Annotated in this window: 23 protein-coding genes; 7 read left to right on the top strand and 16 right to left on the bottom strand. The window is 75.9% G+C overall.

Annotation, left to right across the window (positions count from 1 at the left end):
- Positions 1-347 precede the first annotated feature (347 nt).
- Positions 348-671, bottom strand: coding sequence for a plasmid stabilization protein (locus ABT238_RS24885; protein ID WP_350565490.1), 324 nt, complete (start codon positions 669-671; stop codon positions 348-350).
- Between the two features lie 215 nt (positions 672-886).
- On the opposite strand from ABT238_RS24885, the gene ABT238_RS24880 reads away from it, so the two are divergent.
- The 3 genes from ABT238_RS24880 (at position 887) to ABT238_RS24870 (ending at position 7,746) form a co-directional block, all read left to right on the top strand.
- Positions 887-4,744: a HAMP domain-containing protein gene (locus ABT238_RS24880; RefSeq protein ID WP_350565488.1), complete on the top strand. Its 3,858-nt coding sequence runs from the start codon at positions 887-889 to the stop codon at positions 4,742-4,744.
- A complete protein-coding gene (locus ABT238_RS24875; RefSeq protein WP_350790099.1) occupies positions 4,741-7,188 on the top strand; it encodes a PP2C family protein-serine/threonine phosphatase in 2,448 nt (815 codons plus the stop codon). The genes ABT238_RS24880 and ABT238_RS24875 overlap by 4 nt, the downstream gene beginning before the upstream one ends.
- Before the next feature lie 78 nt (positions 7,189-7,266).
- On the top strand, positions 7,267-7,746 hold the full coding sequence (locus ABT238_RS24870) for a hypothetical protein (protein ID WP_350565484.1): 480 nt from the start codon (positions 7,267-7,269) through the stop codon (positions 7,744-7,746).
- Positions 7,747-7,830: 84 nt separating this feature from the next.
- On the opposite strand, the gene ABT238_RS24865 is transcribed toward ABT238_RS24870, so the two are convergent.
- The gene (locus ABT238_RS24865) at positions 7,831-8,382 is read right to left on the bottom strand and encodes a YceI family protein (protein ID WP_350565482.1); all 552 of its coding nucleotides are present in this window, start codon (positions 8,380-8,382) and stop codon (positions 7,831-7,833) included.
- Between the two features lie 194 nt (positions 8,383-8,576).
- Here ABT238_RS24865 and ABT238_RS24860 point away from each other — a divergent pair, with 194 nt between their 5' ends.
- Positions 8,577-9,239, top strand: a complete 663-nt coding sequence (locus ABT238_RS24860) for a GNAT family N-acetyltransferase (RefSeq protein ID WP_350565480.1) — start codon at positions 8,577-8,579, stop codon at positions 9,237-9,239.
- Positions 9,240-9,305: 66 nt separating this feature from the next.
- On the opposite strand, the gene ABT238_RS38820 is transcribed toward ABT238_RS24860, so the two are convergent.
- From ABT238_RS38820 to ABT238_RS24850, 3 genes are all read right to left on the bottom strand, one after another.
- A complete protein-coding gene (locus ABT238_RS38820; RefSeq protein WP_502884254.1) occupies positions 9,306-9,380 on the bottom strand; it encodes a hypothetical protein in 75 nt (24 codons plus the stop codon).
- Between the two features lie 94 nt (positions 9,381-9,474).
- Positions 9,475-10,869: a carbohydrate-binding protein gene (locus ABT238_RS24855; RefSeq protein ID WP_350565478.1), complete on the bottom strand. Its 1,395-nt coding sequence runs from the start codon at positions 10,867-10,869 to the stop codon at positions 9,475-9,477.
- 210 nt (positions 10,870-11,079) lie between these two features.
- Complete coding sequence (locus ABT238_RS24850) at positions 11,080-11,661, bottom strand: hypothetical protein (protein ID WP_350790020.1); 582 nt, start codon at positions 11,659-11,661, stop codon at positions 11,080-11,082.
- 190 nt (positions 11,662-11,851) lie between these two features.
- Between ABT238_RS24850 and ABT238_RS24845 the strand changes: the two genes are divergently transcribed.
- A complete protein-coding gene (locus ABT238_RS24845; protein ID WP_350565474.1) occupies positions 11,852-12,217 on the top strand; it encodes an iron chaperone in 366 nt (121 codons plus the stop codon).
- A gap of 29 nt (positions 12,218-12,246) precedes the next feature.
- Here the strand turns inward: ABT238_RS24845 and ABT238_RS24840 are convergent, their stop codons facing one another.
- Positions 12,247-12,696 (bottom strand): hypothetical protein, encoded by a 450-nt coding sequence (locus ABT238_RS24840; protein ID WP_350790000.1) that lies wholly within the window; start codon positions 12,694-12,696, stop codon positions 12,247-12,249.
- A gap of 216 nt (positions 12,697-12,912) precedes the next feature.
- On the opposite strand from ABT238_RS24840, the gene ABT238_RS24835 reads away from it, so the two are divergent.
- Entirely contained in the window at positions 12,913-13,719 is an 807-nt protein-coding gene (locus ABT238_RS24835; protein WP_350789978.1) for an alpha/beta fold hydrolase, read from the top strand.
- Between the two features lie 522 nt (positions 13,720-14,241).
- Here the strand turns inward: ABT238_RS24835 and ABT238_RS24830 are convergent.
- From ABT238_RS24830 to ABT238_RS24805, 6 genes are all read right to left on the bottom strand, one after another.
- Positions 14,242-14,886: a dihydrofolate reductase family protein gene (locus tag ABT238_RS24830; RefSeq protein WP_350565468.1), complete on the bottom strand. Its 645-nt coding sequence runs from the start codon at positions 14,884-14,886 to the stop codon at positions 14,242-14,244.
- Positions 14,887-14,965: 79 nt separating this feature from the next.
- Positions 14,966-16,486: a cytochrome P450 gene (locus tag ABT238_RS24825; protein WP_350789950.1), complete on the bottom strand. Its 1,521-nt coding sequence runs from the start codon at positions 16,484-16,486 to the stop codon at positions 14,966-14,968.
- A 49-nt stretch (positions 16,487-16,535) separates the two neighbouring features.
- Positions 16,536-17,156 (bottom strand): GTP-binding protein, encoded by a 621-nt coding sequence (locus ABT238_RS24820; protein WP_350565464.1) that lies wholly within the window; start codon positions 17,154-17,156, stop codon positions 16,536-16,538.
- Positions 17,137-17,496, bottom strand: a complete 360-nt coding sequence (locus ABT238_RS24815) for a DUF742 domain-containing protein (RefSeq protein ID WP_350565463.1) — start codon at positions 17,494-17,496, stop codon at positions 17,137-17,139. Before ABT238_RS24815 ends, ABT238_RS24820 begins: the two co-directional genes overlap by 20 nt.
- Positions 17,493-17,900 carry a roadblock/LC7 domain-containing protein gene (locus ABT238_RS24810; RefSeq protein ID WP_350565461.1) on the bottom strand — a complete coding sequence of 136 codons (408 nt, stop codon included), beginning with the start codon at positions 17,898-17,900 and terminating at the stop codon, positions 17,493-17,495. Before ABT238_RS24810 ends, ABT238_RS24815 begins: the two co-directional genes overlap by 4 nt.
- On the bottom strand, positions 17,897-19,522 hold the full coding sequence (locus ABT238_RS24805) for an ATP-binding protein (protein ID WP_350565459.1): 1,626 nt from the start codon (positions 19,520-19,522) through the stop codon (positions 17,897-17,899). The genes ABT238_RS24810 and ABT238_RS24805 overlap by 4 nt, the downstream gene beginning before the upstream one ends.
- 440 nt (positions 19,523-19,962) lie before the next feature.
- On the opposite strand from ABT238_RS24805, the gene ABT238_RS24800 reads away from it, so the two are divergent.
- Positions 19,963-20,820, top strand: a complete 858-nt coding sequence (locus tag ABT238_RS24800) for a hypothetical protein (protein ID WP_350565457.1) — start codon at positions 19,963-19,965, stop codon at positions 20,818-20,820.
- A gap of 81 nt (positions 20,821-20,901) precedes the next feature.
- Here ABT238_RS24800 and ABT238_RS24795 read toward each other — a convergent pair whose 3' ends face one another.
- The 4 genes from ABT238_RS24795 to ABT238_RS24780 form a co-directional block, all read right to left on the bottom strand.
- Positions 20,902-21,357, bottom strand: a complete 456-nt coding sequence (locus ABT238_RS24795) for an NTP pyrophosphohydrolase (protein ID WP_350565455.1) — start codon at positions 21,355-21,357, stop codon at positions 20,902-20,904.
- A 14-nt stretch (positions 21,358-21,371) separates the two neighbouring features.
- Positions 21,372-22,016: a DUF2867 domain-containing protein gene (locus ABT238_RS24790; RefSeq protein WP_350789862.1), complete on the bottom strand. Its 645-nt coding sequence runs from the start codon at positions 22,014-22,016 to the stop codon at positions 21,372-21,374.
- A 157-nt stretch (positions 22,017-22,173) separates the two neighbouring features.
- Complete coding sequence (locus ABT238_RS24785) at positions 22,174-22,836, bottom strand: hypothetical protein (RefSeq protein ID WP_350789846.1); 663 nt, start codon at positions 22,834-22,836, stop codon at positions 22,174-22,176.
- A gap of 151 nt (positions 22,837-22,987) precedes the next feature.
- The gene (locus ABT238_RS24780; RefSeq protein WP_350565450.1) at positions 22,988-23,635 is read right to left on the bottom strand and encodes a carbohydrate binding domain-containing protein; all 648 of its coding nucleotides are present in this window, start codon (positions 23,633-23,635) and stop codon (positions 22,988-22,990) included.
- Positions 23,636-23,670: the final 35 nt, after the last annotated feature.

Below are 23,670 nucleotides of genomic sequence, written 5' to 3'. Positions count from 1 at the left end.
GGGCGCCCGGGGCGCCCGCCCCCCCCCCCCGCCCGGCGGGGGGGGGGGGGGGGGCGCCGCCCGGCGGGCCCGGGCCCCGGCCCCGCGCCCCCCCGGCCGGTCCGCGGGCCCGTTCAGGCGGGCGTGCGTCGGCGGGTGTGCTCAGCCGACCGGCCGCGGTTCGGTCGGCGGGCCCGGGTCGGGCTCCGGCGGCGGGAACGGCGGCACCGGCGGCGGCGCCGGGTCGGGCTCCGGCCGCGGCGCGGGATTCGGGTGCGGGTGCGGATGCGGGAACGGCTCGGTGTCGGGATGGCCGGGCGGTGGGACGGTCGGGACGGTCATGGCGCTCTCACCTGTCTCGTCGGACCTCACCGGCCCAGCGCGTGGGACAGCTCTCGCTTGTTCATCTTCGAACGGCCCTTGATGCCGCGCTGCCTGGCCTCGTTGTACAGCTGGTCGTAGGTCGGCCCGCCGGCGCCCCGGTGCGAGCGCTGCCCGCCCCGCCGGCCGGAGGACATGTCGTGGGTGGAACTGCGGCTCGCGGTCCTCGACTCGCCGTGCCGGGCGCGTTCCTTGTTGACCGTCCGGGCGGCGATCTCCTTGGCGCGCTTCTCGCTCTGGCCGCGATCCAGCGCGCTCTCCTTGATGTGCTCGTACTGGCGCTCCCGCTTGGGGCTCGATCCTCGGGGCATGGCGGCGCTCCTTTCCGGTTCCGCGTCCTCGCGCCCGCGTCTACCCGGCGGCGGGACGGCAAACCACCCCCGCCGCCACCGCGGCACCGGGCGTTCCGCGCGTCACGCGCCGCGCGACGGTGGCACAGTGGGAGGCGGGGCGGCGCCGCCGCTCCCGGCGGCCGGGCCCGCCCGTCGGGCGATCCGGCCGTGCGGCCGATCCGGACGGTGGACGGATGGACGAGCACCAGGCTCCGGGCCGCGCCCCGGTGGCCGGCGCGGGCCGCGCGGACCAGCCCGACCAGGTCCTGCGGCAGCTGCTCGCCGGACTGACGGCGGTGCGCGACGGCGACTTCCGCACCCGCCTCGGACCGGACCTGCCGGGCGTGCCCGGTGAGATCGCCGCCGTCTTCAACGGCATGGTGGAACAACTCGCCCGGGTGACCTCCGAGGTGACCCGGGTGGCCCGGGAGGTCGGCTCCGAGGGGCGGCTCGGCGGCCAGGCGCACGTCCCCGGCGCGGCCGGGACCTGGCTGGAACTCACCGACGCCGTCAACGCGATGGCCGGCGACCTCACCCGGCAGCTGCGCAACATCGCCCAGGTGACCACGGGGGTGGCGCGCGGCGACCTCACCCAGAAGATCGAGGTGGACGCGCGCGGCGAGCTGCTGGAACTCAAGAACACCGTCAACACGATGGTCGACCAGCTCTCGGCGTTCGCCGACGAGGTGACCCGGGTGGCCCGGGAGGTCGGCAGCGAGGGCCGGCTCGGCGGCCAGGCCGACGTCCGTGACGTCTCGGGCACCTGGAAGGACCTCACCGAGTCGGTCAACGGGATGGCGGACAACCTCACGGCGCAGGTGCGCGCCATCGCCGAGGTCACCACCGCGGTCGCCGGGGGCGACCTCACCCAGAAGATCCGGGTCGACGCGCGCGGCGAGATCCTGCTGCTCAAGGAGACCATCAACACGATGGTCGACCAGCTCTCGGCCTTCGCCGACGAGGTGACCCGGGTGGCCCGGGAGGTCGGCACCGAGGGCAACCTCGGCGGCCAGGCCACCGTCCGAGGCGTGTCGGGCACCTGGAAGGGCCTGACCGACAACGTCAACGTGATGGCCTCCAACCTCACCGGCCAGGTCCGCTCGATGTCCGAGGTGGCCACCGCCGTCGCCCGGGGCGACCTCTCCCGCAAGATCACCGTGGAGGCCAAGGGCGAGATGGCCGCGCTCGCCGGCGCGATCAACACCATGGTGGACACCCTCTCGGTGTTCGCCGACGAGGTGACCCGGGTGGCCCGGGAGGTCGGCACCGAGGGGCGGCTCGGCGGCCAGGCACGCGTCCCCAACGTCGCCGGGACGTGGAAGGACCTCACCGACAACGTCAACTTCATGGCGCACAACCTCACCAGCCAGGTGCGCAACATCGCCCAGGTGACGACGGCGGTCGCCGGGGGCGACCTCACCCGCAAGATCGACGTGGACGCGCGGGGCGAGATCCTGGAGCTCAAGACCACCGTCAACACGATGGTCGACCAGCTCGGATCGTTCGCCGACGAGGTGACCCGGGTGGCCCGCGAGGTCGGCACCGAGGGCCGGCTCGGCGGCCAGGCCGAGGTGGAGGGTGTCTCCGGCACCTGGAAGCGGCTGACCGAGAACGTCAACGAACTCGCCGGCAACCTCACCCGGCAGGTGCGCTCGATCGCCGAGGTCACCAGCGCCGTCGCGGCCGGTGACCTCACCCGCTCGATCACCGTGGACGCCTCCGGCGAGGTCGCCGACCTCAAGGACAACGTCAACTTCATGGTGGAGTCCCTGCGCGAGACCACCCGCGCCAACCAGGAACAGGACTGGCTGAAGACCAACCTCGCCCGCTTCACCGCCGCCATGCAGGGCAAGCGCGACATCCGCGCGGTCGCCGAACTGATCACCGACGAGCTGACCCCGCTGGTCGGCGCCCAGTACGGCGCCTTCTACCTGGCCGAGGAGGACGGCGAGTCCACCGGGCTGGCCCGGATCAGCGCCTACGGGCCGCCGACCGGCGGCGGCGCCCCCGCGCGGGTGCGGCTCGGCGAGTCGCTGGTCGGCCAGGCCGCCCGCAGCCGTCGCACCGTCGCCCTCGACGACCTGCCGGCCGACTACGCCACCATCGCCTCCGGCGCGGGAGCCACCCACGCCCGCTCGGTGGTGATCCTGCCGATCGCCCTGGAGGAATGGCTGCTCGGCGTCATGGAGTTCGCCTCCGTCCACCCGTTCAGCGCCGTCCACCGTGACTTCCTGGAGCAGTTCGCCGAGGCCTGCGGCGTCAACATCGGCACCCTGCTCGCCAACGCCCGCACCGACGAACTGCTCGGCGAGTCCCAGCGTCTCACCGCCGAACTCCAGGCCCGCTCAGAGGAGTTGCAGAAAGGACAGGAGGAGCTCCGGCGCTCCAACGCCGAACTCGCCGAGAAGGCCGGGCTGCTCGCCGACCGCAACCGCGACATCGAGGCCAAGAACCTGGAGATCGAACAGGCCAGGCAGGAACTTGAGGAACGCGCAAGACAGTTGAGCCTCACCTCGATGTACAAGTCGGAGTTCCTGGCCAACATGAGCCACGAACTGCGCACCCCGCTCAACAGCCTGCTGATCCTCGCCCAGCTCCTGGCCCAGAACGCGGCCGGCAACCTCACCCCCAAACAGGTCGAGTACGCGGGCGTCATTCACTCGGCCGGCTCCGACCTGCTCCAGCTCATCAACGACATCCTCGACCTCTCCAAGGTCGAGGCCGGCAAGATGGAGTTCAGCCCCGAACCCTTCACCCTCCAGGAGCTGCTGGCCTACGTCGAGGCCGCCTTCAAGCCGCTCGCCGACCAGAAGGACCTCGCCTTCCGGATCACCGTCGAGGACGGCGTGCCGCCCGAACTCGTCAGCGACCAGGCCCGGTTGCGCCAGGTGCTGCGCAACCTCCTGTCCAACGCCATCAAGTTCACCGACGACGGCCGGGTCGACCTGCGCATCGAACGCGTCGACGCCGGCGCGCTGCCCGCCGAACTCGGCCAGGCGGAGGCCGCGGTGGCCTTCCACGTCGACGACACCGGCATCGGCATCGACCCGGCCCACCTCGACTCCATCTTCGGCGCCTTCCAGCAGGCCGACGGCACCACCGGCCGCCGCTACGGCGGCACCGGCCTCGGCCTGTCGATCAGCCGCGAACTCGCCCGGCTGCTCGGTGGCGCCCTCACCGTCCGCTCCACGGCCGGCCGGGGCAGCCGCTTCAGCTTCTACCTCCCGCTCGCCCGCCGCGACCGGCCCCCCACCGCCCCGGCCGCCGAGGCCCGCGTCCTGGTCGTCGAGGCCGACCCGCCGGCCCTGCTGACCCTGCTCACCCGGACCGCCGTCGAGGCCCACGGCGACGACCCGCCCACGGCCGTCCGCACCGCGGGCGACGAAGGCACCCTGCGCGCCGCCATCGCCGACGGCCCGTACCGGTGCGCGCTCGTCGACCTCGCCCGCACCGGCGATCTCGCCGCCGTGCTGCTCACCGCCCTCCCGGAGAGCACCCCCGTGCTCGGCTACCACGGCGACGGCGGCTCCGCCGGGAGCTTCGGCACCACCGTCGACCGCCTCGAACTCCTCACCGGGCTCGACGAGGTCCGCGAACGCCTGATCGCCCTGCTGGGCGGCCGCCACCCCGTCGCCCCGGGCCCGGCCGGGCCCGGCGCCGGCGCCGACGAGCCGCTCGCCGGGCGCACCGTGCTGATCGTCGACGACGACATCCGCAACGTCTTCGCCCTCGCCGCGGCCCTAGAACAGCACGGCCTGACCGTCCTGCACGCCGCCGACGGGCGCGCCGGACTCGACCTGCTGCGCGACCACCCCGAGACCGACCTGGTGCTGATGGACGTGATGATGCCGGGCCTCGACGGCTACGCGACCATCGCCGCCATCCGGGCGGACGAGCGCTTCGCCCGCCTGCCGGTCGTCGCCGTCACCGCCAAGGCCATGGCCGGGGACCGGGCCAAGAGCCTCGACGCCGGCGCCGACGACCACGTCACCAAGCCCGTGGACACCGAGCAGCTGCTGGCGCGGATGCGGCACTGGCTGGACACCTCATGACCGCCGGGCCACCGGACGGCACCCCGCGCGACGACACCGTGCGCGACCCCGCCGCGCCCGGGAGCCCGCCCCCGGCGAGTGGAATCGCGGCGGATGCGGCGGACGCGGGGGACGCCGTCGCCCTGCAGCTCGCGGGCGCCGTCCGGCGGCTCCAGCACGCCGCCGAGCGGATGCGCGGCGAGGAGGGCACCCGGGCGCTGGTCGACCTCGCCACCGGGATGCTCGCCGAGCGCCTGACCGTCCCGCCCGCCGAGGCCGCCGCCCGCCTCGCCCGGCTCGCCCGGGAGGCCGGGGTGCCGGTCGTCACCCTGGCCGCCGACCTCGTCGGCCGCTCCGCCGAGCCGGCCGGCCCCGAACCGGGCGCTCCCGGCCGGGCCTGGCCGCCCGATGCCCCGGGACCGTCCGGACGCCCCGAGCCGCCCGAGCCGCCCGACGCCGCGGCACCCCCCGTCCGGGCCCTGGCCGCCGTGCCCGACCTGGCCGGCGCCGTCGAGGCCGTCCTGCGCCAGGGCGCCGCCCCGCTCGGCGCCCACGCCGTCCTGGTCTGGCAGCGGCTGCCCGCCGGCGCCCTCGCGCTCGCCGCCCAGTCCGGCCTGCCGGCCGACGAGGCCGAGGCCTGGAACCGGGTGCCGCCCGGCGTCCCCGCCGCCGTCCGCCAGGCCCTCGCCTCCGGCGCCGAGCACTGGCCCGACCAGCCGGCACCGCCCGGCCCCTGCGTCGGCGGTCCCGACACACCCCGGGCCGTCCTCCCGCTGCTCGGCGACGGCCGCCGCCGCGGCGCGCTGGAAGTCCTCTGGCCCGGCCCCGCGCCCGCCCTCGGCACGCCGCAGCGCCGCCAGCTGCGGGCCCTCGCCGACCTGTGCGCCACCGTCCTCGGCCGTCCCGAACCCGCCGTCGCGCCCGAGCGGCAGGCCGACCTCCTCGACGGCCTGGTGAACCCCGCCCTGCTGCTCGAACCCGTCCTGCGGGACGGGCGGACCGTCGACTTCACGATCCTGCGCACCAACCGGGCGTTCCGCGACCCGCTCGGCCGCCCCCGCAGCGGCCTGGACGGCACCTCCCTGCTGGAGGCCTACCCGGTGGCCTGCGCCACCGGCCTGCTGGAACCGCTGCTGCGCGCCCACGAGACCGGCGAGACCCGCACCGACGACCGCCTGCACCTGGTCTTCCAGGGCGGCGGCATCACCCAGCCCACCACCCTGCGGATCGCGGTCGCCCCGCTCGACGGACGGCTGCTGCTCAGCTGGCAGCGGGACACCGACCGGCCCGGCGAGACCGACCAGACCGCGCTGCTGCGCCAGGCCCAGCGCCTCGCCCGGGTGGCCGGGTTCGAGGAACAGCCCGGCACCGGCCGGATCCTCTGGAACGCCGGCCTGCCCGAGCTGTTCGGCCTGCCGCCCGGGGCCCCGGCCGTCCCGCTGGCGCGCCTCGCCCGGCACGTCCACCCGGACGACGAGCCCGCCGTCCGGCGGCTGCTGGACACCGTGCAGCACCGCCTGCGCACCGCCTCCGCGGTGTTCCGGCTGGTCCGCCCGGACGGCTCCCAGCGCTACACCCGGGTGGTGGCCGAACCGGTCCTGGACGCCGACGGCGCGCTGAGCGCCGTGCGCGGCGCCTACCACGACGTGTCGGCGCAGCACTGGACGGAGGTCGCGCTCGGCGCGACCCGGGCCCGGCTGGCCGACAGCGAGCAGGAATCGGCCGAGCGCGAGCGACTGGCGCTGCGGCTCCAGCAGGCGATCCTGCCCGCCGCGCCGCCGCCGCTGGGCGCCACCGGGCTGCGCGCCGCCGTCCGCTACCGGCCCGCCGCCAAGCGCGAGCGGGTCGGCGGCGACTGGTACGACGTGCTGGTGCTGCCCGACGGGCGGGTGCTGCTCGCCGTCGGCGACGTGGCCGGCCACGGGGTCGGCGCGGCCACCGGCATGGTCGCGCTGCGCCACGCGCTGCGCGGACTGGCCGTCACCGGCGCGGGCCCCGGCCGGCTGCTGGAGTGGGCCAACACCGTGGCCCTGCGCGAACCGGGGCAGGTGACCGCCACCGCCGTGTGCGTGCTGCTCGGGCCGGACGACGGCTCGCTGCGCTGGGCCCGGGCCGGCCACCTCCCACCGATCCGGCTCGGCCCGGACGGCGCCGAGGTGCTGCCGCTGCCGCACGGGGTGCTGCTCGGCGCGCTGGCGGACGCCGAGTACGAGGAGGACACGGCCCGCCTGGAGCCGGGCGACGTCCTGCTGCTCTACACCGACGGTCTGGTGGAACGCCGGGACCGTCCGGTCGAGGAGTCCGTCGACCACCTCATCCGGGCCGCCGGCCGGCCCGGCCCCGACCTGGAGCGGTACCTGGACCTGCTGCTGGAGCTGAGCCCGGCGGACACCGACGACGACACCTGCCTGGTCGCCGTCCGGGTCGAACAGGGCGGCTCCGCCGGCCCCGGCGCCCCGCGTTAGGCCGGGGCCCGCCCGGGTAGGCGCGCCGCACCGGAGGGGCATGGGCACCGACGGGGGAGAGGACCGAAGGGACACGCCATGTTGCTGTTCGGACTCCTGCTGGTCGCCGCGACGGCGGCCTTCACCGGTCTGCTGATCGCCGACAATCTGTCCGGCGGGCCGGAGTACCAGGTGACCATCCTGGGCAACCAGCTGGTGACGCTGGACAGCCTGGGCATCTTCCTCGCCGGGCTGGCGCTCGCGCTCCTGTTCTGCCTCGGGCTGGCGCTCGCCGCCGCGGCCCGCCGCCGGGCGCGGACCGGGCCGGTCCGCCGGACGGCCGTCGCGGAGCGGGCGCCGCGCACCGACGGGCGGACGGCCGGCGAGCCCGTCGCCCGGGAACGGACGGAGGGTGAGCCGGTCGCCGGAGGCCCGGTGGCCGCTGCCGAGGGCGCAGAGGACACCGGGACCGCCGGGACCGCCGGGACCGCCGGTGACCAGGGTGACCGGACCGGCGGCATCCCCCGCGAACCCGCGCGCCGCAGCCGGCTGCGCCGGATCCTCGGCCCCTACCGCTGACCGCCGGCCCGCCGGTGAAGGAGGAACGACCGCCCGCCCGGGGCCACCCCGGCCGCCCCGCCGACCCCCGGGTACCGGGTGCCGCTAGCTCTGCTTGACGGCGGAGATGTCGAACTCCAGGACGACCTTGTCGCCGACCAGCACGCCGCCACCCTCCAGCGCCGCGTTCCAGGTGACGCCGTACTCCTTGCGGCTGATCGTCACCGAGCCCTCCAGGCCCACCCGCAGGTTGCCGTACGGGTCGACCGCGTTGCCGGTGTACTCGAAGTCGATGGTGACCGGACGGGTGGTGTCCTTGATGGTGAGGTCGCCGGTCACCCGGTACTCGGTCTCCGAGCGCGGCTCGACCGAGGTGGTGCGGAAGGTGATGTCGGGGTAGGTGGGGGCGTCCAGGAAGTCGTTGGTGCGCAGGTGCTGGTCGCGCTGCTCGACGCCGGTGTCGATGCTCTGGGACTTGATCGTCACCTGACCGGCCGACTTGGCCGGGTCACCGCCGTCGAGGTGGGCGGTGCCCTCGAACTCGCCGAACGAGCCCCGGACCTTCGTCACCATGGCGTGGCGCGCCACGAAGCCGATCCGGGTGTGGGCGGGGTCGAGGACGTAGTCGCCGGTGAGCTCGGGGAGCGAAGCGGTCATGGGGGTGCCTCCGTGGTGTGGGTCCGCAAGGACGGTGGCACGGCCGGCCGGGCCGCGCACCCCAGCATCATCGCGTGCGCGACGGCCTGCGGCAGGTTGCCCCGCAGTCGACGCGGCCGACCGCCGCCGGGCGGAGCCCTGCGGCGGTTTGGTAATATTCATAATCGAATCTTGACTATTACAGGGGGTGGCGGGTGGACGAGCCCACCGTCAACGAGCTGGTGCGGGAGTGGGTCGAGGGCTGGATCGTGTCGCGGGGTGCGGCCGACCCGGTGGACGAGCCCTGGGGATGGACCGTCGACGTCGGGCAGCCGCGGCAGGTGGCCCGGCACGTCCTGCCGGAACCCACCGAGGCCGACGTCCGGAAGCTGGTGGCGGCCACCACGGCGCCGTGGACCTGGCTGAAGCTCTTCGCCGACGACGACACCGTGCGCCCCTGGCTCGGCCCCGGCTGGTGCTTCGACGTCCCCGGGTACCTGATGAGCGTTCCGCTCGCGGCCGGACACCCGGCGGTGCCGGCCGGATACACCCTCACCAGCTGGTGGCGCGGCGACGTGGTCCGGGTGCTGGTCCGCACCGGGGACGGCCGGTTCGCCGCGCGCGGCCAGCTCGCCGTCACCGGCACGACCGCCGTCGCCGACCAGATCGAGACCGACCCGGAGCACCGCCGCCGGGGGCTCGGCTCGCTGGTGATGCGCATCCTCCAGGACGCCGGGCACCGGCGCGGCGCGGTCACCGGCCTGCTGGTCGGCACGCCCGAGGGGCGGGCGCTGTACACCGCCCTCGGCTGGCGCGAGCGCGCCACCATGGCGAGCCTGTACTACGCGCCGCAGGACGCGGAACCCGCGAACGGCTGAACGCCGTACCGGTCCGGACGGGGAGTCCGGACCGGCACGGCGCCGCGGCAGCGGTTCGGCGCCGGTTCAGCACTGGGGCCGCTTGCCGTGGTTGGCGCCCTTGCGGCGGGCCCTCTTCTTGCGGCGACGCTTCGAGGACATCGGGCCTCCTAGGTGGTTCGCCCCCGTCCCAAGGTCTCACACCGCGGGCCCGCCGTCGCGCCGGTCCGCTGCGGCCGGCCCGGACCCGGCCGGGTCAGACGGCCTGCCAGAGCGCCGGCGCGTTCGGCGGCTCCCAGCCGGCCTGCGCCTGGTGGCCCTGGAGGCAGCGGTAGGAGGTGCTGCCGTAGGTCACCGTGGCACCGGCCTGGTAGACGGTGCCCGCCGCCCAGGTGCCGCCGGGGTTGCCCGGGCCCGGGCCCGGGCCGGGGCCCTGCGAGTCCGTCTTCAGGGTCAGCCCGTAGCCCTGCAGGATCGGGTTGACCGGCTGGAAGTACGTGGTGCCGCCCTGCGAGCAGTTGCCGGTGCCGCCCGAGGTCACGCCCTGCGCCTGGGTCCCCGAGATGAAGGAGCCGCCCGAGTCACCGGGCTCGGCGCACACGCTGGTGCGGGTCACACCGGAGACGGTGCCCTCCTGGTAGGTGACGCTGGTGCCGTGCTGCTGGATGGTCCCGCAGTGCCAGCCGGTGGTGGACCCGGAGCGGCAGACCGAGGCGCCGACCTGCTGGAGCACCGAACCGGACACCGCGCCGGACGCGCTGTTCACGTACGGGGTCGCCGTCCAGCTGCTGTTGGCGGCGATCCAGGACATGTCGTTGCCCGGGAAGACCGAGGCCTGGAAGCTGCCCTGGGAGACCCGGTTGGCGCCGGTCGTGGTGGCGCCGGCCCGGCCGCAGTGGCCCGCGCTGACGAAGCCCTGGGTCGTGCCCCGGGTGATCGGGAAACCGATCGAGCAACGGCTGCCGGAGCCGATGTAGTAGGCGTCGCCGCCGCGCAGGTCGTAGAGCGGACGCGGGGCCTCGGCCACCGTCTCCACCCGGACCGCCGCCCGGTCCACCCCGGCGGCGGTGACCAGCCGCTCGGCCGCGGCCGGGTCGGTGGCCTGCACCACCACGGTGTTGTCGCGCACGTCGACGTAGCGCACCGGCGCGGCGAGCGCGTCGGCCCGGCCCGCGGCGCCGCGCTCGGCGGCCCGGTCGAGCGCGGTCAGCGCGCCCTCCAGCGCGGCCAGCGGGTGCGCGACGACCACCGGCCGGGCGCCCGCCGCGCGGATCGTCGCGGCGTCGGCGGCCCGGGTGGTGGCCACGGCGAGGGCCGCGTCGGCGCCCTCCACCCAGGAGCCGGCCCAACTGCCGCCCAGGCCCTGGGCGAGCGCGCCGGCCCGGGCGCCGGCCCTGGCCTCGTTGGCGATCCGCGCCCGCGCCTGGCCGGCCGTCAGGCCGAGGTCGCGCCGCAGCGCGTCTATCACCTCGGGCGCGGCGGCGGCCACGCCCAGGGTGTCCGGCGCGCCGGCCGCGGCCGAGGCGGCCCGGACGGCGGCGGTGGATCCGGGGTTCGGGGCGGCGGCGCCGGCGGTGCCCTGGAGGGCGGTCAGAGCGAGGGCGGCGGTGGCCAGGACGGCGCACGCGGCCCTGGCGGGTCGTCGGAGCATGGGGGTCTCCCGCGGTCAGGGTGTGGGGGTTGCGGGAAACCGTAGGAGCCCCGTCCGCCGGCGGGGGAGATGTCACCCGGGGGTACAGCCCCGGGCTATACCCCACCGGGACCGCACGGCCGGCGACCGGCCGGCTCCGTGGTACAGAACACCTTTTGATGGACCGTTTCGTCAAGACCCCCGGCCGCCGGTGCCCGGCGGCCGGAGCCCTCAGCGCGGCTCGACGAGCCCCAGCAGCCAGAAGTTCGCGTACCGCCCGGCCGCCGTGGCCGTCGGGTCGGTCGGCCGCCCGCCCCGCCCCAGCCGGACGGTCACCGTGTCCAGGGCGACCGACGCGCCGCAGGTGTAGCCGAGCGGCGCGTACGTCTCGTCGGGCCCGCAGAGCACCGACACCACGCGCCGGGCGGGCGGGAAGCGCAGCACGATCTGCCGGTGGTCGGCGGACAGCACCTCCAGGTTGAGCACCAGGTGCGCGCCGCCGACCAGGTACCAGCCGCTGCCGGGCCGGTCCTGGCGCAGCGCCCCGGCGAGCAGCCGCAGCCGGCCCCCGCCGAGACCGGTGAGCCCTCCGAAGCCGCCCATCGCGCCGATCGCCCCGAGCCCGCCGAACACGCCGTGCTCACCCTGCTCACCGGACCCGCCGGGCCCGTCCGCCCCGCCCGCCGGCCGCTGGGCCGGTGCCCCGTCCCGCCCCCGGTCGGCGCCCCCGTCCGGCGGTTCGGCCGGTGCCACCGCCGCGGTGGCGAGCACCACCGCCGCCGCCACCGCCGCCACCGCCCTGAGCCGCCGCACGGTCCCCCCTCTCCACGCCGACCGCCCATCCGACCACGAACCACCCCCGCCCGGCCGCCCGCCGTGCCGCCCCACGCCGAGGACCACCCGCCCGGGTGACCTCCGCCCCGCCCGGCGGGCCCGCAGCGGGCCCCTGGGCTCCGTCGTCGACATGTTGATACGGGCTTCGAATCCGGCATAACCTCGCGGAATGGTGCAGAGCAGGGCAAGCGACGTCGACGGCTACCTGACCGAGGTGCCCGAGGAGCGCCGGGCTGTGCTGGCGAAGGTGCGGCAGCTGTGCCGGCAGGAGCTGGAGGGCTTCGACGAGGTCATGGCGTACGGGATGCCCGCATACGAGCGGGACGGCGCCTGCGAGATCGCGTTCGCCGGCCAGAAGCAGTACATCTCCTTCTATCTGATGCGCGGCGACGTTCGTGAGGCGTTCGGGGAGCGGCTGGCCGGGCAGGACATGGGCAAGAGCTGTCTGCGGTTCCGCAGGCCCGAGAACATCGACTTCGGCCTGTTGCGGGATCTGCTCAGGGCCACCGCGGCCCGGCCCGGCAGGATCTGCTGACACCGCCCGGCCGGGCCGGGCCGGTGCGCCTACCAGGCCTCGCCGGCCGCCAGCCAGCGGGCCCGCGCCTCGTGCTCGGCGTCTAGGTGGCCGTCCAGCCGCCAGCGCAGCACGTCGTAGTCCGGCAGGTGGCTCCACGCCTCGGCCGCCGTCAGCAGGTAGCGCCAGAGGACGCTGAGCCGCGCCCTCAGCTCCTCCACCACGTCGTCCGGGGACGACGGCCCCTCGTTCCCCTCCGCCGCCTCGGCCGCCCTCGCGGCCCGCTCGGCGAGCGCGCCGAGCACTTCCCGCGCGGTCCCGGTCAGGGCCGTCACCGTCCGGGACAGCGCGTCCCCGACCCGCTCCTCCTCGTTCCCCGGCGCGTCCGCGCCCTCCCGCAGCAGCACGATCCGCCGCCCGATGAACCCCGCGAGGCCGTCGATGTCCTCGGTGGTGATGTCGGCGGTGTACCGCAGCGCGGACCGCTGGGTGTCTGTCATCCGGGTGTCCCCTCCCTGGGTCGGCCCGATCCGGCCGACCGCCGGATCCGGCTTGCAGCCTCGGATATGGCACCCCGGCGGGAGCGGTAAACCTCCCCGGGCACTCCCACCCGGGGCACGGCCGGGCACACCCGGGCGGGCGGGGGCGCACCGGGTCGCCCCGGCGGTGATCGTTTACGGGTGGCGCATGCGCCTGCCACCTGGGAACATCGGCGGATGCTCACGCTCGCCGATGATCTCGGCCACCTCTCCTACGTCGTCACCGGCGACGGCCCGCCCGTGGTGCTGGTGCACGCCGGCATCGCCGACCACCGGATGTGGGACGCGCTCGTCCCCGAACTCGCGCGCCGGTACACCGTCGTCCGCTACGACCTGCGCGGCTTCGGCGAGTCCGCGCCCCCGGCCGGACCGTTCCGCGAGACCGACGACCTGCGCCGCCTCCTGGACCACCTCGGTCACGAGCGCGTCCGGCTGGTGGGCGCCTCCTGGGGCGGCCGGGTGGCCCTGGACTTCACCCTCACCCACCCCGGGCGGGTGCGGACGCTGGCCCTGCTCGCCCCGCCGTGGCCGGGCTACGACTGGTCCGCCGGGATGATCGCCTACGACGAGGCCGAGACCGCGGCGCTGGCCGCCGGCGACCTCGACGCCGCCGTCCGGGTGAACCTGGACATGTGGGTGCGCGGACCGGCCCGCACCTGGGACGAGGTGCCGGCGCACGCGGCCGACCGGCTCCGCGAACCCCTGCGGACCTCCCTGGTGAACCAGGCCGCGGTCGGCGAGCACTCGCAGGGCCCCGCGACCGGTGACCTCGCCGCCGTCGGCGTCCCCACCCTGGTCGCCACCGGCGGGCTCGACGTCACCGACTTCCAGGACATCGGCCGCCGCTACGCCACGGCGATCCCCGGCGCCCGCCTGGTCGAGTTCCCCACCGCCGGCCACCTGATCGCGGTGGACGCCCCCGCCGAACTCCTGGACGTCCTGGTGCCGTTCCTCGACGGGCTCCGGTCTTCCGGGGGTCGATGACCGGCCTGCCCGGGGTGTTCAGGTCCGCTCGGGCGTACCCGCCCGGTGTCGGAGCGGTGCATGCCGGCGGTGCTCGAACCGCTGGGGTTCACTGATCGCTGACGTGGCCGCGTGCGGCCGTTCGGACGCGAGGAGGCCGGCGGATGGGTACGGCTGGGCTGGGTCGGGACGATCTCCGGTCGCTGCTGGTGGCGCCTGCGACGGCGTCCGCGCGGATCGGTCTGGAGATCGAGTGCGGCGTCGTCGACCCACGGACCGGGCTCGCCGTCCCCTACCGGGGGCCGAGCCGAGCGCCTGCGCGCCCACCGTCCCGCCGAACCCTCCATCCCGGCCAGTCATCTCAAGCGCGGACTCTCGAAGGTCGCCAGCGCGCTCCACGACGAACTCGGCCTGCGAACCGCGCCCGCCACGTACGAGGACGTTCGCGACGTCGCCGCACGGCTGGACGCCGCCGAGGCCACCGGGACCCGCGCGGACAGCGTCGGCCGCGGCCGGTGACCTGGGCCGCGGACGCGAACGCGTTCAGGGCCGGGTGAAGGTCAGGTGGGTGACGCCGCTCGGGGTGGTGACGGACTCGACGTCGAAGCGGTCCTCCAGGGACTCCAGACCGTCCCAGAGCCGTTCGCCGCGGCCGAGCAGGATCGGGACCAGGGCCACGTGCAGGTGGTCGACGAGGTCGGCGGCGAGGAAGGCCCGGACGGTGGCCGGGCCGCCGCCGATCCGGACGTCCAGGCCGCCGGCGGCCTCCCTGGCACGGGCGAGCACCTCGTGCGGGGAGCCGTCGACGAAGTGGAAGGTGGTGCCGCCCGCCATCTCCACACTGGGCCTGGGGTGGTGGGTCAGCACGAACACCGGGGTGTGGAACGGGGGGTTCGGCCCCCACCAGCCGTTCCACTCGTGGTCCTGCCACGGACCGCGCTGCGGGCCGAACTTGTTCCGCCCCATGATCTCCGCGCCGATGCCCTCGCCCCAGGTGCGGGCCAGGGCGTCGTCCACGCCGGTTTCGCCGCCCTCCTGGCCGAGCATGGCGCGGAAGGTCCGGGTGCGGAAGAACCAGTGGTGCAGCCGGTCGCCCGCGTGGCCGAACGGGGCCTCCTGGCTCTGGCCCTCGCCGGTGCCGTAGCCGTCGAGCGAGACGGAGAAGTTGTGGACGCGTACCAGGGACACGGGGACACCCTCCGGTGGGCGGCGCGGGGCGGCGGCGGGCCGCGGCCGGTCGGGGCCGACTCTACGCGCGCGACGGTGCTCAGCGCCGCAGCCAGCCGGTGAGCGTGTCCCACCAGCCGCGCCGCGCCCCGGGCGGCGGGACCGCTTCCGGCTCCGCCGAGGGCACCGGATCCGCCGGCTCCAGGGGCTCCGGCGGAACCGGGACGGCGGCGTTCGCGCCGCTCGTGCGGTTCGTGCCGTCCGTCGCCGGCGGGCGTTCGCGCGGTGTGAACTCCACCGGCAGCTCCACCAGGTGGCGCGACAGCCAGGCCGACGTCCAGGTCAGCTCCGACTCCGGGACGGCGAGCCGCAGGTCCGGCAGCAGGGTGAGCAGGCAGTCGATCCCGGTCTCCGCGATGGCCCGGCCGATGTCCTGGCCCGGGCACTCGTGCGGGCCGCCGCCGAAGGACAGGTGGGAGCGGTTGCCGTGCAGCGGCCTGGTCGGGTCGGGCCGCACCACCGGATCGACGTTCCCGGCCGCCAGGCCCAGCAGCAGCATGTCGCCGGCCTTGATCCGCCGGCCGCCGAGCACGGTGTCGCCGGTCGCCCACCGCCCGGCGACCAGCGACATCGGCGGGGCGTCCCACAGCACCTGGTCCAGCGCGTCCGGCACGGTCATGTGACCGCCCGACAGGTGGGCGCGGAACCGCTCGTCGGTGAGGATCATCTTCAGCGTGTCGGCGATCAGGTTGACGGTGGTCTCGTTGGCCGCGAGCAGGACCACGCGCAGGTGTTCCATCACCTCCTCGTCGGTGAGCCCGGCCTCGTGCCGCATCAGCCGGGTGCACAGGTCGGGGCCGGGGTCGCCGTGCTTGCGTTCGACGGTGCGGCGCAGCGCGGCCACCACGTGGTCGTTGCTGGCGATGGCCGTCTCGGTGCCCTTCATCAGGTCGCGCGCCGCCTCGACCAGGCGCGGTCCGTACTCCTCGGGCATGCCGACCAGCTGGGTCATCACCAGCATCGGCAGGTGCTCGGCGAACCGGCTCACCAGGTCGGCCCGGCCGCTCGCGCCGAACTCCTCGACCAGCTCGGCGGTGTACCGGGTGACGAAGCGGCGCACTCCGCGCCGGTCCGTGCCGTTCAGGCCGTCGGTGACGGCCCCGCGCAGCCGGCGGTGCTCGGCGCCGTCCGCGAAGACGCAGAGCGGCTGCCAGGCGATGACCGGCATCAGCGGAGAGTCGGTGGCGACCTTGCCCTCCCGGAAGGCCGTCCAGCGGCGGGAGTCACGGGAGAAGCGCGAGGGCGTGCGCATCACGGTGAGGTTGGAGGTGTGGCCGAGGACCAGCCAGGCCGGGAGGTCGCCGTGCAGCAGGACGGGCGCGACCTCGCCGTACTCGGCGCGCAGCTGCTCGTACAGCCCCGCCGGGTCCGCCTCGGCGGCCGGCCCGTAGAGCCGGCGCAGCCCCGCGACGGGCAGCTCGTCGAGGGCGGGTTCGTCGGGACCGGGTTCGTCGAGCGGGTCGAACACGGCCTGCTCCCGGCCGCCCGGGTCGCCGGCCCGGTGGGCGGGGCAGCCGGCCGGCGGGGCGAGGAGGGCGTCGTCACGGAACGGTGAGGTCACGATGGCTCCGGGGGTCGGTGGGGGGTGGGGAGGGGAAGGGCGGAGGCGCTCACCGCGCGGGCGGCGGCCCCGCGAGGTCGTAGAGGTAGTGCATCAGCGCGAGCAGCACGTCCCGCCCGGACTCCCGGACCCGGGCGTCGCACGCCACGATCGGGACCTCGGGCGGCAGGTCGAGCGCGAGCCGCAGCTCCTCGTCCGGGCAGGCGGGGGAGTCGGGGAAGGCGTTGGCCGCGACCACGAACGGCACGCCCCGGTCCTCCAGCCGCCCGATCACGTCGAAGCTGATCTCCAGCCGGCGGGTGTCGACCAGGACGACCGCGCCCAGCGCCCCCTCGAACAGGCCGTTCCACAGGAACCAGAACCGCTCCTGCCCCGGTGTGCCGAACAGGTAGAGCACCAGCTCGTCGCTGATGCTGATCCGGCCGAAGTCCATCGCGACGGTCGTCTCGGACTTCCGCTCGATCCCGGCCAGGTCGTCGACCTCCGCCCCGGCCTGGGTCATCGTCTCCTCGGTGGTCAGCGGGCGGATCTCGCTCACCGAGCCGACCAGGGTCGTCTTGCCGACGCCGAAGCCGCCGACGATCACCACCTTGACGGCCGCGGCGGCCGAGTCCGGCAGCAGATCCTCGTCCGCCGGCCCGAGCTCCGTGTCAGAGCCGCTGAAGTCCATGCATCACCGCCTCCAACAGGGCACGGTCGGGAAGGAGCGCGGCCGGGACGGAGGCGCGCGCCTCGACCCGTTCCTCGGCCACGAGGTCCGCCAGCAGCAGGGTGACCGCGCTGACGGGAAGCCGCAGGTAGGCGGAGATCTCGGCCACGGAGAGCGGCGATCCGCACAGCCGCAGGATCGCCGCGTGCTCCGGCGGCATCGAGGGGGTGGGTTCCGCACGGGCGACGATCAGCGTGACCAGGTCCAGCGCGGCCCGTCCGGCCGGCTGGGGGTGGCCGCGCGTGATCACGTAGAAGCGTTCCGGGGCCTCGTCGCCCCAGTCCCGGCCGGTGGTGCTCATGCGACGGGCTCGCCCCTTCGCGGAGGCGTCGTGAGGTGCTCGCCGATCCGGGCGACCAGGTCGCGCATCCGCTGGCCCATCAGCCCGGCGTCCACGCCCTCGTCGGCGAGCACCGCGAGGTAGGCGCGGGCGCCGGCCGCCATGAGGTAGAAGAAGCCGCCGCCCATCTCGATCACCACCAGCCGCATCCGGCCGTCCCCGTGCGGGAACTCGTGGGCCACGGCGGCGGCGAGGCTCTGCAGCCCGGCGCAGGCGGCGGCGAGCCGGTCGGCGGCGTCGGGCTCGGTGCCGTGCTGGGCGATCCGCAGACCGTCGGAGGAGAGCACGATGACGTTGCGGACGAGCGGGACCTCGTCCGCCAGCTGCTTGAGCAGCCAGTCCAGGTTGGTCCGTGGCTGAATCACCGCTCGTCCCTCCGCGTCCCCTTCGGGTCTCCGTTGTCGTGGCCCGCGTCGTCGTGTCCGGCCGGGCCGGTGCCGTTGATGCCCTCGGTGAAGGCGGCCAGCCAGAGGCCCGGCTGCACCGGTTCGGCCGGTTGCCCGGGCACACCGGCGGCGCGGCCGACGGGGGTGCCGCCGGGCGGCGTGCTCCCGGTGGGGGCGGCGGGCCGGGTGCCGAAGCGGACGGCCGGCGCGGTGTGCCGGCGGCGCCGGGGCAGGCCGTTGGCGGTCCGCTCGGTGACCGGCGGGGCCTCGTCCCCGCCGGTCACCGAGCCGTTGCGCGCTGCGCCGGGCGAGCCGTTGCGCGCCCCGCTGAGCGGCCCGGGCGGTGGCCCGGTGAGCGGGCGGCGCGGCGGCGGAGAGGTGTGCGGCCGGCGGTCGTCCACCGGCTCCGGCCCGGACGAGCCGGTGACGCCGATGCCGTGGGCGCGCCCGGTCGCGGGGGCGGTGGTGATCAGCTCCTGCGGGACCACCAGCACCGCCCGCACCCCGCCGTAGGCCGAGGGGCGCAGCGAGACCTGCAGGCCGTACGCCTCGCAGAGCCGCCCGACCACCGCGAGGCCGAGCCGCGGCGTCTCGCCGAGGTCGTTGATGTCGATGCCGGCCTGCGCCTCCGCCAGCATCCGCTCGGCCCGGGCCCGGCCCTCCTCGCTGAGGCTCAGACCGCCGTCCTCGATCTCGATCGCGATGCCGGTCTGCACCTCGACCGCGGTCAGGTGCACCAGGGTGTGCGGCGGGGAGTAGCGGGTGGCGTTGTCCAGGAGTTCGGCGACCGCGTGGATGATCGGTTCGACGGCCGGGCCGATGACGGCCACCTCCGAGACCGGGTGCAGCTCGACCCGCTGGAAGTCGAGGATGCGCGACATGCCGCCGCGCAGCACGCTGTACAGCGGCACCGCCTTGTTCCACTGGCGGCCCGGCCGGGCGCCGCCGAGCACCGCGATGCTGTCGGCGAGGCGGCCGATGAGGGCGTTGCCGTGGTCGAGCAGCAGCAGGTCGTCGAAGACGGCGGGGTCGTTGCCGTGCGCGTGCTCCATGCTGCGCAGTTCGGCGGCCTGCCGGTGGACGATCGCCTGGACGCGGCGGGCGATGTTGACGAAGGAGCGCCGGGCGGACTCGCGCAGCGCCTCCTCGTTCTCGACCGTCTCCAGCACGGCGCGCACCAGGGTCTGCTGCGCCGCCCGGAACTCGGGGCCGACCGTGACGTCCTGCAGGGTGTACGCGTCGACGACGTGGTCCAGGCCCTCGCCCATCGAGAGCCTGGTCATCGCGGCGGGCAGGACGGACTTGGCCAGCCGGATGTACTCGGTCTCCTGCCGGGTCAGCCGGCGGAGCAACTCGCCCTCGCGCTGGACCGCCCGGGCGCGCAGCTCCTCCGCCGCCCGGCCCCGGCGGGCGGCCTCGGCGGCGACCAGGACCACCGCCAGGGTGCCGACCACCGCGCACAGCGCGACCCCGGTCCGGGCGTCGGGGGAGGCCGCGGCCACCGTGACGGCGGCGACGGCGGCCGTCGCGAGGGTGGGCAGGAGCCAGACGAGCACGGGGGCGGAGCGCCGGCGTCCGGGTGACGAACCAGCACCAAGCATTCAGCATCCTCAGAACGGTCGAAGCGGGGAAGGGGACGGGCGGTCGGCCCGGGGTTGTGCGGTCGGGGTGGGGCGGGTGGCGCCGGGACCCGCCGTGGCCGTGCGCTGCGCGCGCCGGCGGGAGCGGTCCGGCCGGACTCCCGGGCCCGCGACCGGGCCGGTGTCGGCCTCAGGTTTACCGTGCGCCGCGCGCCGTGAACGGGCCCCCGCGCCCAGTTCGCCAATGCGAGCGGACTCCCGGTGAACTTCCTGCGAACTGGCGCCGTTTCGTGCTAAAGCACGCGGTCGTGCGCCCCGGCGTACCGGTGCCGCGGGCGCCCCGCGGCGGCTTCCGTCAGCCGCGGCGACGGGCCGCCGGACGGGTCGCGGGCGGGCGGGCGGGGAACCATGGCCCAACACGCCCGACTCCGGGGGGACGGATATCGAACGGATCCCGGCCGGTGAGCGGTCCGGCCGCCCACCTGCTCGACCTGGTGGCCACCGCCGTCGGTCTCGCCGTGGCCGCCGCCGTGGTGGCGGGCTTCGAACTGGGCGGTCCGCCCATGGCCGGGTGCGCCGCCGTGTTCGGCGCGGCGGTGCTCCTGGTGGCGGTGCACTCCGCCGGCGGCGCGCTGGTCCGGCGCTTCCCGGCGGGCCGCTCACGGGCTTTCTGCCTGCGGGCGCTCCTGCTGCTCCCGCTGCTGCTGGCCGCCGAGCCGGCCGCGCTCTGGCTGGCGGTGCGGCTGGCCGGCGGGGTCGGCCTGTCCGCCGGCCCGGCTGGACCGGGGGCGACGGTGGTCGCCGCCGTGGTGGTGATGCTCGTCGGCGTGACGGTGCGCCACCTCTGGTCCGTCCTGGCCGACCGCGACGGGGACGGGACGGCGCTGCGCGGCGTCGCCCGGCACCTGCTCGCCGTCGCCGGACTCGCGCTGGTGGTCGCCGTGCTGGACGGCGCCACGCAGGCGAACGGCCCGGGCTGGCGGCAACTGCTCACCCTGGTCGCGCTGGGGGCGGTGCTCGGCCCCAAGTTCAGCCGGCTGTCGCTGCCGGGGCGCGGGGTGCGCCTGCGTTCGGCCGCCGGACTGGCGGTCGCGACGACGGGCAACCTGCTGAAGCTGTGGCTGGTGAGCTGGCTCAGCACCTGGATGGAACTGCCGCTGAGCATCGCCGGGTTCGGCGCCTTCGCCGCCGCGGCGCTGATCGTCGCGGTGGTGATGCTGCCCACTTCGGTGGCCGACCGGCGCGCGGCGGACCCGGGCGGGGCCTCCCTGTCGGGGGCGATGGCCGAACTGTACGGCCCCCTGCCGCCCGGGTTGTGAAGGGGCCGGGACCGGGCGTTCCAGCGACCGGGCCAACGGCCTCTACCGACGGATCGTCAGACCCCTCACCGGGCCGGGCGTTCAGGCGGGGCGGACGGCGCGCGGGCCCGTCACCGCGGCGCCGAGGGCGGTGACCCGGGCGCGCAGCCCGCGGTCGGCCGTGACGACCAGGCAGCCGCGCCCGGGGCGGGCGGCCAGCGCCGCCGCGACCAGGTCGACGATCAGATCGTCGCCGCTGCCACCCGCCGCCTCGACCCGGACCTCCGGCGTCGCCGCGACACCCCGGGCGGCCCCCTCGACGACGAGGACCACCTCCAGCGGACCGGTCCGTGCCCACGGCGGCAGGCCGGCCCGGTCGTCGCCGGCCACCGCGCCGAGCCCGCCGCCGGCCAGCGGCGCGAGCGCGTCGCGCAACCGCTGCGCCGCGCCCCGCCGGTCGCGCCACCATCCGTCGGGCACCGAGCCCACGACGTTGGCCCCGTCCACCACCAGCAGCGGCACACCCCGCGCGGCCTCGTCCGCCTCGCTCTCACCCATGGCCGGCACGTCTGTCACGAACCCCCAGCCCCGCCGCTCCGCCGCGACCCGACCGGGCCGGCGCCATCGGCGAGCAGGAGCCGGCGGTCGCGCCAGGCCTGCTCCCACTGGCGGGTCACGGCCGGGTAGACGATCAGATGGCGCAACGGTGCGATGAGCAGGAGGTAGCACCGGCCGAGCAGGCCGTTGGGCTTGACCAGGACGGCCATCCGCAGTTCGTGGCCACCGTCGCCGGTCGGCGCCCAGCCGAGGTGCATCAGGGTGTGGACGGTGCGGTTGGCCAGCTCGCGGACGTCCTCGTCGGGGAGCCGGTAGGCCGGGGTGAACGGCAGGCCGTCGGGCTCGCCGGTGTCGACGGTGTCGGCCAGCTCGCGGGGCAGCCGTTCACGCAGTGAGCGGACCCGGGTGCCGAGGCCGGCCGCGGCACCGTCCCAGCCGAGCAGGGCGCCGAGCTTCCAGCGCACCGCGAACAGGAAACGGGTGGCCCGGGACTGCCGGGCCGAGCCCCCGCCCGCCCGCATCGCGGCGAGCATCACGTCGAAGTCCTCCGGCCCGGCGCCGGGGGTGCGGAAGGCCCAGACGTCCTCGGTGCGGAAGTCGGGCGCGAACTCGTGGACGCGCCACGGCCGACGGGTGTGGGCACTGCGCGGAAGTCGCATGCCGGGGACCGCCTCTCTGCGCGGGGCGCCGCCTGCGGGCCCCGTCCGTGTGCCAGCGTATATGAGCAGATCAGGCGTCACACGGGGGTGGGTGTGCGGGGGCCGGGTGAGCCGGAGCATGGCCGCTCCGACCCGGCCCCCGGGCCTGCGCGAGGCCTCAGAAGTCCGGCAGGCACTCCTCGGCGAACCGGCCGCCGAACACCCGGTGCGCGTGGGTGAGCATCCGCCGGGCGTAGACGCCGTCCCGGGCCAGGCAGGAGTAGCCGTCCAGGTCGACGGTGATCACGCCGGAGGTGTCGGCCAGGTAGACGTCCAGCCCCGGGTACATCAGTTCGACGCTGGGGATGTCGTCGACGTCCAGGGCGAACACCGGGTACTCGCCGTGCTCGTCGCCCGCCCCGGTCGCCAGAACGCGGCGCGAGTCCGAGCCGCCCGGGAGCAGGAAGCACTCGTCGAAGCGGTCCGAGACGGTGGCGAAGCAGGAGCCCCACAGGTCGCCCAGCTCGTCCCGGGCGAGGTCGCCCAGCGACCGGGGGGTGAAGCGGCCCGCGCCGTCCAGCCAGCCGAACCGGCGCAGCAGGCCGGCGTCGAAGGCCAGCCAGCGGCGCAGGCTCGGCGGCAGCGGGCGCCCGCTCGGGAAGACGGCGCCGGCCAGCAGCCCGGCCGGCAGCGGCTCGGGCTCGCCGGTCAGCCACGGCCCGGCCCAGGGGCCGTAGTCCAGGATCGGCCGGTGCGGGTCGGCCGCGACGGCGGCGATGGCGCGCTCGGTGAGCGCGACGCCGTGCGCGTCGCTCGGCGGGATCGGGGAGGCGGGGTTCATCGGGCTCGGTGTCCTGTCCGGGAATCGCGCGGCTGGTGCTCGGTCGCGCCGAATCTACGGCCCGTCACCGACACCCGCGCCACCGCCCGCGCGCGGCGGGTGGCGGGGCGGGTGGCGGGGCGGGTGCCGGGTGCCCGAGGTGTGGTGCGGGTCAGCTCCCGGTCGGGGTGGGGGTGGGGACTCCGGGGCCGGTCGGGGGCGTGGTCGGCCGGGGCAGGCAGGGCTGGGTCGAGGTCGGCGCGGGCACACCCGGGGTGGGGGTCGCGGTGGCGCACTCGTTGGGGTACATCGGCCCGATCATCGAGACGCGGCTCACCCGGTAGGGGGCCTGTCCGTACCAGCCGTGGAAGGTGACGGTCACCTCGTGGACGTTGCCGATGGTGAGGGTCGTGGCCAGGGACTTCGTCTCCGGTCCGTCGGCCCAGAGGGTCACCTCGCCGGTGCCCGTTCCGGTGCCGGAGATGGTGGCGAAGGTGTACGCGCCGGACACGTAGGCCGAGAACGCGTAGGCGGTGCCCGGCACGACCGTGACCGACTGCGAGCAGCCGGCGTAGTCCTGCCCGCTGGGACGGCCCTCCACCCCGAGGTCGGTCTGGACGAACTCGCCGTCGCAGGACCAGCCCAGGGCGAGCGGGTAGCGGAAGTCGCCGTTCTTGATCCAGTCCAGCGGCGCGGGCTGGGCGGTGGCGGAGCCGTTCGCGGCGAGGGCGGCCGTGCCGGCCAGGGCGAGGGCGCCGAGGACGGCGCCGAGCCGGCCGCCGCCGTAGGCATGGCGGGGGCGGGGGCGGGATGAGCGCATGGCGATCTCCGATGTGGGGGAGTGCGGCCGGAGCG

This window comes from Kitasatospora sp. NPDC001527 (genome assembly GCF_040298605.1).
Taxonomy (GTDB): domain Bacteria; phylum Actinomycetota; class Actinomycetes; order Streptomycetales; family Streptomycetaceae; genus Kitasatospora.
The sequence above is the reverse complement of the archived record's forward strand: the minus strand, read 5'-3'. Positions and strand labels throughout refer to the sequence as shown.

What these genes read in the sequence shown, in the direction of transcription:
- ABT238_RS24880 (WP_350565488.1), top strand. Translation starts at nt 887, where the DNA reads ATGGACGAGCACCAGGCTCCGGGCCGCGCCCCGGTGGCCGGCGCGGGC.
- ABT238_RS24805 (WP_350565459.1), bottom strand. Translation starts at nt 19,522, where the DNA reads ATGCTTGGTGCTGGTTCGTCACCCGGACGCCGGCGCTCCGCCCCCGTG.
- ABT238_RS24870 (WP_350565484.1), top strand. Translation starts at nt 7,267, where the DNA reads ATGTTGCTGTTCGGACTCCTGCTGGTCGCCGCGACGGCGGCCTTCACC.
- ABT238_RS24820 (WP_350565464.1), bottom strand. Translation starts at nt 17,156, where the DNA reads ATGGACTTCAGCGGCTCTGACACGGAGCTCGGGCCGGCGGACGAGGAT.
- ABT238_RS24795 (WP_350565455.1), bottom strand. Translation starts at nt 21,357, where the DNA reads ATGGGTGAGAGCGAGGCGGACGAGGCCGCGCGGGGTGTGCCGCTGCTG.
- ABT238_RS24785 (WP_350789846.1), bottom strand. Translation starts at nt 22,836, where the DNA reads ATGAACCCCGCCTCCCCGATCCCGCCGAGCGACGCGCACGGCGTCGCG.
- ABT238_RS24790 (WP_350789862.1), bottom strand. Translation starts at nt 22,016, where the DNA reads ATGCGACTTCCGCGCAGTGCCCACACCCGTCGGCCGTGGCGCGTCCAC.
- ABT238_RS24845 (WP_350565474.1), top strand. Translation starts at nt 11,852, where the DNA reads ATGGTGCAGAGCAGGGCAAGCGACGTCGACGGCTACCTGACCGAGGTG.
- ABT238_RS24835 (WP_350789978.1), top strand. Translation starts at nt 12,913, where the DNA reads ATGCTCACGCTCGCCGATGATCTCGGCCACCTCTCCTACGTCGTCACC.
- ABT238_RS24815 (WP_350565463.1), bottom strand. Translation starts at nt 17,496, where the DNA reads ATGAGCACCACCGGCCGGGACTGGGGCGACGAGGCCCCGGAACGCTTC.
- ABT238_RS24885 (WP_350565490.1), bottom strand. Translation starts at nt 671, where the DNA reads ATGCCCCGAGGATCGAGCCCCAAGCGGGAGCGCCAGTACGAGCACATC.
- ABT238_RS24865 (WP_350565482.1), bottom strand. Translation starts at nt 8,382, where the DNA reads ATGACCGCTTCGCTCCCCGAGCTCACCGGCGACTACGTCCTCGACCCC.
- ABT238_RS24875 (WP_350790099.1), top strand. Translation starts at nt 4,741, where the DNA reads ATGACCGCCGGGCCACCGGACGGCACCCCGCGCGACGACACCGTGCGC.
- ABT238_RS24780 (WP_350565450.1), bottom strand. Translation starts at nt 23,635, where the DNA reads ATGCGCTCATCCCGCCCCCGCCCCCGCCATGCCTACGGCGGCGGCCGG.
- ABT238_RS24855 (WP_350565478.1), bottom strand. Translation starts at nt 10,869, where the DNA reads ATGCTCCGACGACCCGCCAGGGCCGCGTGCGCCGTCCTGGCCACCGCC.
- ABT238_RS24840 (WP_350790000.1), bottom strand. Translation starts at nt 12,696, where the DNA reads ATGACAGACACCCAGCGGTCCGCGCTGCGGTACACCGCCGACATCACC.